This window comes from Novosphingobium olei (assembly GCF_012927405.1).
Taxonomy (GTDB): Bacteria; Pseudomonadota; Alphaproteobacteria; order Sphingomonadales; family Sphingomonadaceae; genus Novosphingobium; species Novosphingobium olei.
The window spans coordinates 22,114-30,078 of the sequence record NZ_JABBGM010000019.1 but is presented as its reverse complement, the minus strand read 5'-3'; the positions used below and the strand labels follow the sequence as shown (position 1 = coordinate 30,078).

General features: G+C 58.8%; 6 protein-coding genes and 3 pseudogenes. 4 read left to right on the top strand and 5 right to left on the bottom strand.

The window, feature by feature from the left end:
• Positions 1-138: 138 nt before the first annotated feature.
• Positions 139-390: pseudogene (locus HHL27_RS22995) on the top strand (IS21 family transposase); the annotation flags it as partial.
• Between the two features lie 241 nt (positions 391-631).
• On the opposite strand, the gene HHL27_RS21195 reads toward HHL27_RS22995, so the two are convergent.
• Positions 632-1,630 carry an IS110 family RNA-guided transposase gene (locus HHL27_RS21195; protein ID WP_169495386.1) on the bottom strand — a complete coding sequence of 333 codons (999 nt, stop codon included), beginning with the start codon at positions 1,628-1,630 and terminating at the stop codon, positions 632-634.
• A 66-nt stretch (positions 1,631-1,696) separates the two neighbouring features.
• Between HHL27_RS21195 and HHL27_RS21190 the strand changes: the two are divergent.
• From HHL27_RS21190 to HHL27_RS22990, 3 genes and pseudogenes are all read left to right on the top strand, one after another.
• Positions 1,697-2,651, top strand: a pseudogene (locus tag HHL27_RS21190) (Mu transposase domain-containing protein); the annotation flags it as partial.
• Positions 2,652-2,701: 50 nt separating this feature from the next.
• Positions 2,702-3,379: an IS21-like element helper ATPase IstB gene (gene istB / locus HHL27_RS21185; protein ID WP_169495384.1), complete on the top strand. Its 678-nt coding sequence runs from the start codon at positions 2,702-2,704 to the stop codon at positions 3,377-3,379.
• Between the two features lie 151 nt (positions 3,380-3,530).
• Positions 3,531-4,090, top strand: a pseudogene (locus HHL27_RS22990) (IS66 family transposase); the annotation flags it as partial.
• Between the two features lie 13 nt (positions 4,091-4,103).
• Here HHL27_RS22990 and HHL27_RS21175 read toward each other — a convergent pair.
• The 4 genes from HHL27_RS21175 to HHL27_RS21160 all read right to left on the bottom strand — a co-directional run bounded on the left by HHL27_RS21175 (position 4,104) and on the right by HHL27_RS21160 (position 7,833).
• Positions 4,104-4,502 (bottom strand): hypothetical protein, encoded by a 399-nt coding sequence (locus tag HHL27_RS21175; RefSeq protein ID WP_169495365.1) that lies wholly within the window; start codon positions 4,500-4,502, stop codon positions 4,104-4,106.
• A gap of 101 nt (positions 4,503-4,603) precedes the next feature.
• Entirely contained in the window at positions 4,604-5,368 is a 765-nt protein-coding gene (locus HHL27_RS21170) for a metallophosphoesterase (protein ID WP_169495383.1), read from the bottom strand.
• Between the two features lie 43 nt (positions 5,369-5,411).
• On the bottom strand, positions 5,412-6,950 hold the full coding sequence (locus HHL27_RS21165) for an oligosaccharide flippase family protein (protein WP_169495382.1): 1,539 nt from the start codon (positions 6,948-6,950) through the stop codon (positions 5,412-5,414).
• Positions 6,904-7,833 (bottom strand): glycosyltransferase family 2 protein, encoded by a 930-nt coding sequence (locus HHL27_RS21160; protein WP_206069771.1) that lies wholly within the window; start codon positions 7,831-7,833, stop codon positions 6,904-6,906. The genes HHL27_RS21165 and HHL27_RS21160 overlap by 47 nt, the downstream gene beginning before the upstream one ends.
• Positions 7,834-7,965: the final 132 nt, after the last annotated feature.

The window sequence follows — 7,965 nt, the reverse complement described above, 5'->3', positions numbered from 1 at the left end:
CGAGTAGCATGTGAAGATCGATGCCAATTCGCTCCGGGGTTAACCCCGGAGCGAATTGGCGCTGACCTCAAACTGGGGAATTTTCATTCGGCACTTTTGGGGAGAATACATCCGGCACCGACAGATGCGGGTGACGGCGCCCCGGCCTTCATCCCGCTGCTGTTCCAGCCTGGCGAGGCCTACCAGTTCGACTGGAGCCACGAGGATGTGGAGATCGCCGGCAAGCCGATGCGGGTGAAGGTGGCGCACATGCGGCTGTGCGCGTCGCGGGCGGTCTATGTCCGGGCCTATCCCCGCGAGACGCAGGAGATGGTATTCGATGCCCATGCCCGGGGCTTCGCCTTCTTCGGCGGCGTTCCGCTGCGGGGAATCTACGACAATCTATGGACGCCTCCCGCCGCAAGGTAGTTCTGATCGTTGCATCCGGCTTGGGTTGCGTGAATCTATCCGGCCTGTGGTCGGAGCGGTCACGCTCCTGGCCTTGATGGGAGTCCGCTACTTCTTGCCTCATAACATGATCGGCCTCGATGGCCTTGTCGTAGATCAGGCTTCGAAGCGGCGGCCCTTGCCGTTGCACCATCAACATCCACCTCGCAATTCTTCGGGGACCTAGCCCCGTTCAGCCAATGCGTTACGCTGGCAGGTAATCTTCCTTCCGGGCCAGCAGCACCCAGGCCAGGCGAGCGGTCTTGTTGGCAAGCGCCACGAGCGCCTTGTTGAAGCCTGCTCGAGCGACAATGCCCTTCAGCCAGACTGATCGCCCATCGTCTTTTGCAGCAAGTCGGCTGATCACCGCCCGGGCCCCATGAATAAGCTGGCGCCGCAGATAATGGTTGGCGCGTCGTCCGATGCCGCGGAGCCTGGGCTTGCCGCCGGTCGTGTACTGTCTTGGCACTAACCCGATCCACGCGGCGAGCTCCCGGCCTGAGCGGAAATGCCGACCGTCATCTACCGCGGCAACAAGTGCGGTCGCAATAACCGGCCCGACGCCCGGCAACGCTGCAAGCCGGCGACAGGCTTCATGCTCGCGGCAGATGCTAACGAGCTTGGCGTCGAGCTTCGCAAGTCGGGCTTCTACGTCGGTGAGCTGATCCATCAGATCAGTAAACAACTCGCGGGCAAGGTTGGACAAATCAGCCTCGGCCACGGCTGCCGGGACTTGCTGACGAAAGCGCCACGGGCCTTTAGGTAAAACTACGCCGTACTCGGCGAGAAGCCCCCGGGCGTGGTTGATGAGCGAGGTGCGTTGGACGACCAGCCGCTCTCGCACGCGGTGCAGGCTTTGAAGATCCTGCTGCTCGGTCGTCTTCACCGGGACGAAGCGCATCGTCGGCCTCGAGGCCGCATCGAAGATCGCCTCTGCGTCGATGGCATCGTTCTTGGACCCGCGCACGAACGCCTTGACGAACCTTGGGTTGACCAGGCGCACTTGGCGACCGGCCGATGAGAACCGTCGACCCCAGTGGTGGGCGCTCGCACAAGCCTCCATAGCAACAATCGCGGGATCAAGTTCGGTGACTGCGTTCTCGAGCTTGGCACGACTTACCTTGCGCGAGATAACTACCCCATCGGTGTCGATCCCGTGCAGGTGGAACGACTGCTTGCCCAGATCGATCGCGAGCATCTCCATTGTCATTGCCTTCCTCCTTCTTGTTGACCGACATGTTGGTCGGAAGACGGGAGGCGTCCATCCCATAACATGAAGACGGCCGTCACCGCGGTCTTCGTCGGCAAGGAGCGCGTGTTCAACCGCCGGTTTCTGGTCATGGCCGATCATTACATGGTCGAGCCCACGGCCTGCTCGCCGGCGGCCGGATGGGAGAAGGGCCAGGTCGAGAACCAGGTCCAGACCATCCGCGGCCGCTTCTTCCAGCCCCGCCTGCGCCCTTCGACTGCCTGCAAGGCAGGCGCTCAGGAGAGCCTTTGCCAGCATTGAGGAACTCAACGGATGGCTGGAGGCCGAGTGTCTGCGCTGGGCCTCGTTGCATCCACATCCCGAACAGAAGGAGCTGACCGTGGCCGAGGCGCTGGATCTCGAGCGGCCATCTTTGCAGCCGATGCTGGCGCCGTTCGACGGCTTCCACGAGACCGCCCATGCCGTGACCGGCACCTGCCTGATCAGCTTCGACCGCAACCGCTATTCCGTCATGGCCAAGGCCGCGCGGCGGGCGGTCCAGGTTCGTGCCTATGCCGACCGGATCGTCGTGCGCTTCGGCCACGAGGTCGTTGCCGAACATGCCCGGCACTTCGGCCGTGACCGGACGATCTACGATCCCTGGCATTATCTCCCCGTTATGGCCAACAAGCCCGGCGCCTTGCGTAACGGCGCACCCTTCCAGGGCTGGGACCTGCCGCCGGCACTGGCGCGGCTGCGCCGCAAGCTGGGGAGTGGCGACGAGGCCGATCGGCGCTTCGTCCGGGTGCTGGCAGCCGTGCTGACCGATGGTCTGGACGCGATCGAGGCCGCGATCCGCGAGGCGCTCGACGCCGGTGCCGCCAGCGACGAGGTGATCCTCAACATCCTGGCCCGGTACCGCGATCCACCATCTGACCGGCCTCTCGATGTGGTCGTCGACCTCAAGCTCAGCCATCCGCCAGTGGCGGACTGCCCCCGCTACGACACGGTGCGAGGCCTCGATGCAGCGGCATGAGATGATCGAGGCCCAAGAACGGGTCTGGGCGCGGGCTCGGCCTCAGGGGCATGGCCGGCGCGTTCGACGAAGCCGTCACCACGGGACTGCAGCGCAAGCGCACGACCCATGAGATCCTGACCGACCTGCTGCGGGCGGAAGCCGCGCACCGCCATGCCGCCTCGATCCGCTACCGCATGACCGCGGCGAAGTTGCCCGTGGTCAAGGACCTCGATGCCTTCGTGTTCGAGGGCACACCGATCAACGAGGGCCTGGTCCGCTCCCTCCATGCCGGCTCGTTCGTGCCCGCACGGCGCAATATCGTGCTCATCGGCGGCACGGGCACCGGCAAGACCCATCTGGCCACCGCGATCACCGCCAGCGTCGTCTGCGCAGGAGCCCGCGGGCGCTACTTCAATACGGTCGACCTCGTCACCCGGCTCGAGGAGGAGGCTCGCATCGGCAAGGCCGGCGCCATGGCCGCCCAACTCAGCCGGCTCGACGTCGTGGTCCTCGACGAACTGGGCTACCTGCCGTTCGCCAGATCAGGCGGACAACTGCTGTTCCACCTCATCAGCAAGCTCTACGAGAAGACGTCGGTCATCATCACCACCAACCTGGCCTTCGGCGAGTGGCCAACCGTCTTCGGCGATCCCAAGATGACCACCGCGCTGCTCGACCGCATCACCCACCATTGCGATATCGTCGAGACCGGCAACGACAGCTGGCGCTTCAAGCACCGCAGCTGAGACACCCCAGAAAACGCCTTTGCGCTGCTGCCGCCTCCGGTCGGGCTACGCCCTCCCTACGCCGCCAGCAGCGCAAAACCTGCGCCCAGCATCAACCGATCCACGCAACCGCAAGGGGGGCCCTTTTGCGCGCCGATAGGGGGTCCCGATTGGACGCCGATTGACAGAGCAGCTCTATGCCCATCAGTTCGAGCTTGACCAAGGGGAGGTCGAGACGGCCTTGGCTGAGGCTCAGCACGCCGTGAACAAGGCAAGCCGAGCCTCTGAAGCCAACCGCGGCTCGTGATCTGCTCACCTGGAACGGATCGAACAGGTCACCGACTTCGAGGAGAAGGCCTGCGCCTGCTGTGGCGGCGCGCTCCGCCAGATCGGTGAGGACGTGGCCGAGCGTCTCGACGTCGTCCCGACCACCTTCCGCGTGCTGCTCACGCGCCGCCCGCGCTATGTCTGTCGCTCGTGTGAGGGCGCGATCGTTGACCCTTCCGCTCCAGCGCGGATCGTCGAGTGCGCCATCCCCCCGAGGCGCTGATAGTGCAGGTCCTGGTCGCCAAATGCGCCGATCACCTGCCGCTATACCGTCAGGCCCACATCTAATCGCGGCAAGGCATCCAGCTCGACCAATCCACCCTGGCGGACTGGGGAGGCAGGGCCACATGGTACCTGCGCCCCTTGTGCGATCACATCCTGAAGCGATTGCGAAGATCCGAGCGAAAGACGTTTCCCATCAGCCCAACGTTGGCCGATGAACTTGCTCGGATCCATCAGCGAGCCGGGCAAGCATTGCCGAAAAATGTCGACGTCGAGCAACCTCTCTACGCCATTGCTTCCGTCTTACAGTTCCAACGGCATAAATGACCAATGGCCAAAAGACCGTCGCGACAATGTCCTGAATAGTGTCAGAAACAAGGAGCTGGCCGTGAAATAGGAAATCGACGAGCTCATTGGCAAATTCAGCCCCGAATACTACGCATAATGCTGCAAGTGAGGCGCGCCTTGTACCGAGAGCAAGCTGTGCAGCAATATAAATCGCAAGTCCCGCGTGGATATGAAGCACTTGATGACTCACGCCTAGATTCTGAGCGATGGAGTCTTTGGCGAAGTGGATTGCCGTCACAAAGTTCATAATTTGTCTGCCGTTGGCTCATCCTAGAATGGACTCCGCCTGGCTAATGCAAAATGGTTAACAATTTATCGCATGTGTAATGCGACATAAGATGTCGCTCTTTAGCATGTCGTTAGGTGCCATCTAGCAATGCCTTCAAGTGCGATGGCTGACAAATGCCCAGTCGAATAGGCGCCTGTGTCAATACCTATTCTATTGGCTCGCTCGTCAATTTCAGGTGAGATGGTGTGGCCGTGGATGATTATCTTACCATGGTTGGCCTTGCTTTTGAGAAAATCTTGACGGATCCAATGGAGATCATTTTCGGACTGCGCATCAAGCGGAACGCCGGGCCTAATGCCAGCGTGCACGAACAGGTAATCTCCGCTCCCATATGCTGAAGGCATTCCACGAAGGAAGGCCTGATGATCATCGGGAATGCGCTCGCGCATCGCTGCCAAAATCTCGTTGTCTGAGCCGTTGTCGAGCAACGATCGATCAACTCCGTAGCTCAGCAGGGTCTCATACCCACCAAGGCGAAGAAAAAACCCAAGTGCATCGATATTACCTTCAAGAATGGAAACGAGTATCTCCTCGTGGTTTCCCATCAGAGCGGTGCAGGGCGTGGTCTGACACAGCTCCCGGACCTTTGAAACGACCGCCTTTGAATCGGGTCCGCGGTCAATCAGATCGCCAACAAATACAAGATGAACTTGTCCACTCAAAGGCTCTCGGTCAATGTCCTCTTTGATCGTGCCCAGCAAGGCTTCTAAAAGATCGAAGCGCCCATGAATATCACCGATTGCATAGATCCGTTTCCCTTCTTCGATAGAGGGCGCTGATGCATCAGTCGACCGCCTGAAGCGCTCGCGCAAACTTCTTAGCACAGTACGGCTCCTCCGCTATTGGGAGATTTATCACGACCCATGACTAGCAAGCTTCTGCCTGAACCGGCGCCTTACGTCGCAAAATGCTTCTTGCAGCAGTTGTGAACTCTTGGACATAGTCAGGCCATAGGCGCAACTTATCACCTGCAAAGATGATGAAAGCGTATCCGGCAGCGCCTGCGGCTGCGACGCCAAATATGCGAATGATTTCGTGCGTTTCAGGAAGTAACGTGCGAGTCAGTATGCCGGCGGCAGATAGCCCGACTATTCCTGCCAATATAGGCCTGAGGCGATAGACAAACTCACGCCAAGTCACTCCAAGACTAATATTCATCAATCGAACATTAATTAATGCAAAAACGTACATCCGGAGCAAATACATTACCACAACTGCCAATACACTTATTTGAGCAGCAATGAGAGTTAAAGCGACATTTGCTGCGGTTTGGATTATCGCCTGCCGACGAACTACCCTCGTTTGTCCTGTCGCCACCATCACGGGGCTGAAAATTAAGCTGGCACAACTGGCCAGAATGGAAAGGCTGAGTACCGCTAAAACTCCGGCTGAACTCTCCCATTTTTGACCCGCCAGTAGAACCATGACATCGCGAGCCAGCAGGCTCACACCCACGAAAATTGGAGCCGCAATCAAGGTAATAATTTCGACGTACTGCAAGTATGACCGCTTCATTTCGTCATGTTTGTCGCGTACGCGGGCAAACAAACTGTAGGAGACTGAACTGAGCGGTGCGATAACCAGTTGAAGCGAAAAGTCGTATAGCCGCCAAGCCACACGGGTTTGGCCGAGCGCGACAACGCCAAGGAAAAAACCTATCGCGAGATCGACTATTCGGCCGTTAGCCATTTGCAGTGTGTTGCTGATCGTTACGTCCAGACCTGTGGAGAAAAGCCGGCGAGCCTCACTTGAAAGGTAGCGAAGCGAAGGTAGCCAAGGGCGGGCAATCAACACCGTCAGGGTGTAGATGATTGTAAACACGAGCTTCTGCGCCGCAAGAGCGTATACCCCGAAACCGTGCGTGGCCAACACAGCTGCGGCGCCGGCTCCGCCGACAGTGGCGACTACGTTTCGGATCGCAATTCCGCGATAGCGCATCTCATATCGCATAATGGCTTCGTTGACCTGGCCAAGATTGCCAATCAATGGGACGGCGGCAAGGACAATCATTACTGGAGCGACAACCCCGGTGGTAGTGAAGGCGGCAAGCGGCTTTGCGAGAGCGGCAATGACAACAAGGCAGCACAGGCCAATCGCTGTCAGGCCCCAGAATGCCGTTGAGCGGATTGCCTGATCGTCTGCTCCTCGCTGCAACAGCGCCTCAACTTGTCCGAATCGAGCAAAGACCGTCAGTAAGTCGACGATTGCCGCAGCCACGCCCATAGCGCCGAAGTCGGCAGGAGACAGTACCCGAGCGAGGTATAGGAACACCCCCAACGAGGCGATCATCTGCCCACCGTTTCCGATAAGCATATAGATTGAATTTAGAAAGGCTGCCCGTCCTAGTGCCACTGTCTCTCTACCTGCCCATAAGAAATTTGCGGCGGACAGCAGAGAGGCCAGCATGGAGGATGCCGGGGTGACCCAGCAGATGACCTAAGGCCGCGAGAAATTGGCGTTGGTCCAGCATCACCCGCAAATCGTGCAATTCCGCTCCGCGCAAAAAATAACGCTCACGTATCTGCAGCGCTTGTATCGAAGCAGGCGACAACTTGGCGCCGTGCCGTTTTATGATCCCGTCAGAAAGTTTGGCATGATTGCGCAGATGTGTCCCTCCAGATCGACTGAGGGAGCCTGCGCGCCGTCGATAGATGTATCCGCAATAGTTTGTCGCAAAGCAAATGGGGTTGTTAGCAAAGGCATCGGCGTAGAAGAGATAATCTTGTCCGCTTCGAAAGCTGAGGTCGTAGCGCATATTGTGGCTTCGAATAAAATTTGCGCGAAACAAAGGCTTCATATACCCCGGATTGATGGACCGGCCGAAAATCGCACTTTCTGTGAAAAACATCTCACCCGAGAAAGGCTGAACATCCTCCTTTAGCCAGTGGAAAGCGGTGTCGACCTGGGTGGTATCAGGGAAGTCTGCAATCGCCTGGTTGTCGAAAACAAGATCCGCAGCCGTTGTGCGCTGCAGTTCAACAAGTCGTGCTAGTCGATCTGGCGCGTACGCGTCGTCGGCATCAAGGAGGGTGATCAACTCACCTTGGGCATGGTCGAGACCCGCATTTCGCGCCGCGGACGCGCCACCATTTTGAGGCAAAAAAATCGGCTTGAACCGCGAGTCCTTGCTCGCAAAATCCTCCAGGACCTTTGCCGTCGCGTCGGTAGAGCAATCGTCCACCAGAAGACATTCCCAGTCTTGGAAACTCTGGTTTTCAAGCGATCCAAGCGATGATGGCAGAAACTGTGCGGCGTTAAAGCAGGGTACAACCACTGATACTGCGGGCATCGATTTCCACCTGAGTTTGCCCCTCATGCATAGCCCCGAAAAGGTTTACGACCTCTGATGGGGCCACACAGCCGATGGCTGGGGCCTCGAATTGACAGTACGGTCTATTTGCAGTGCAGCAAAGGGGCTATT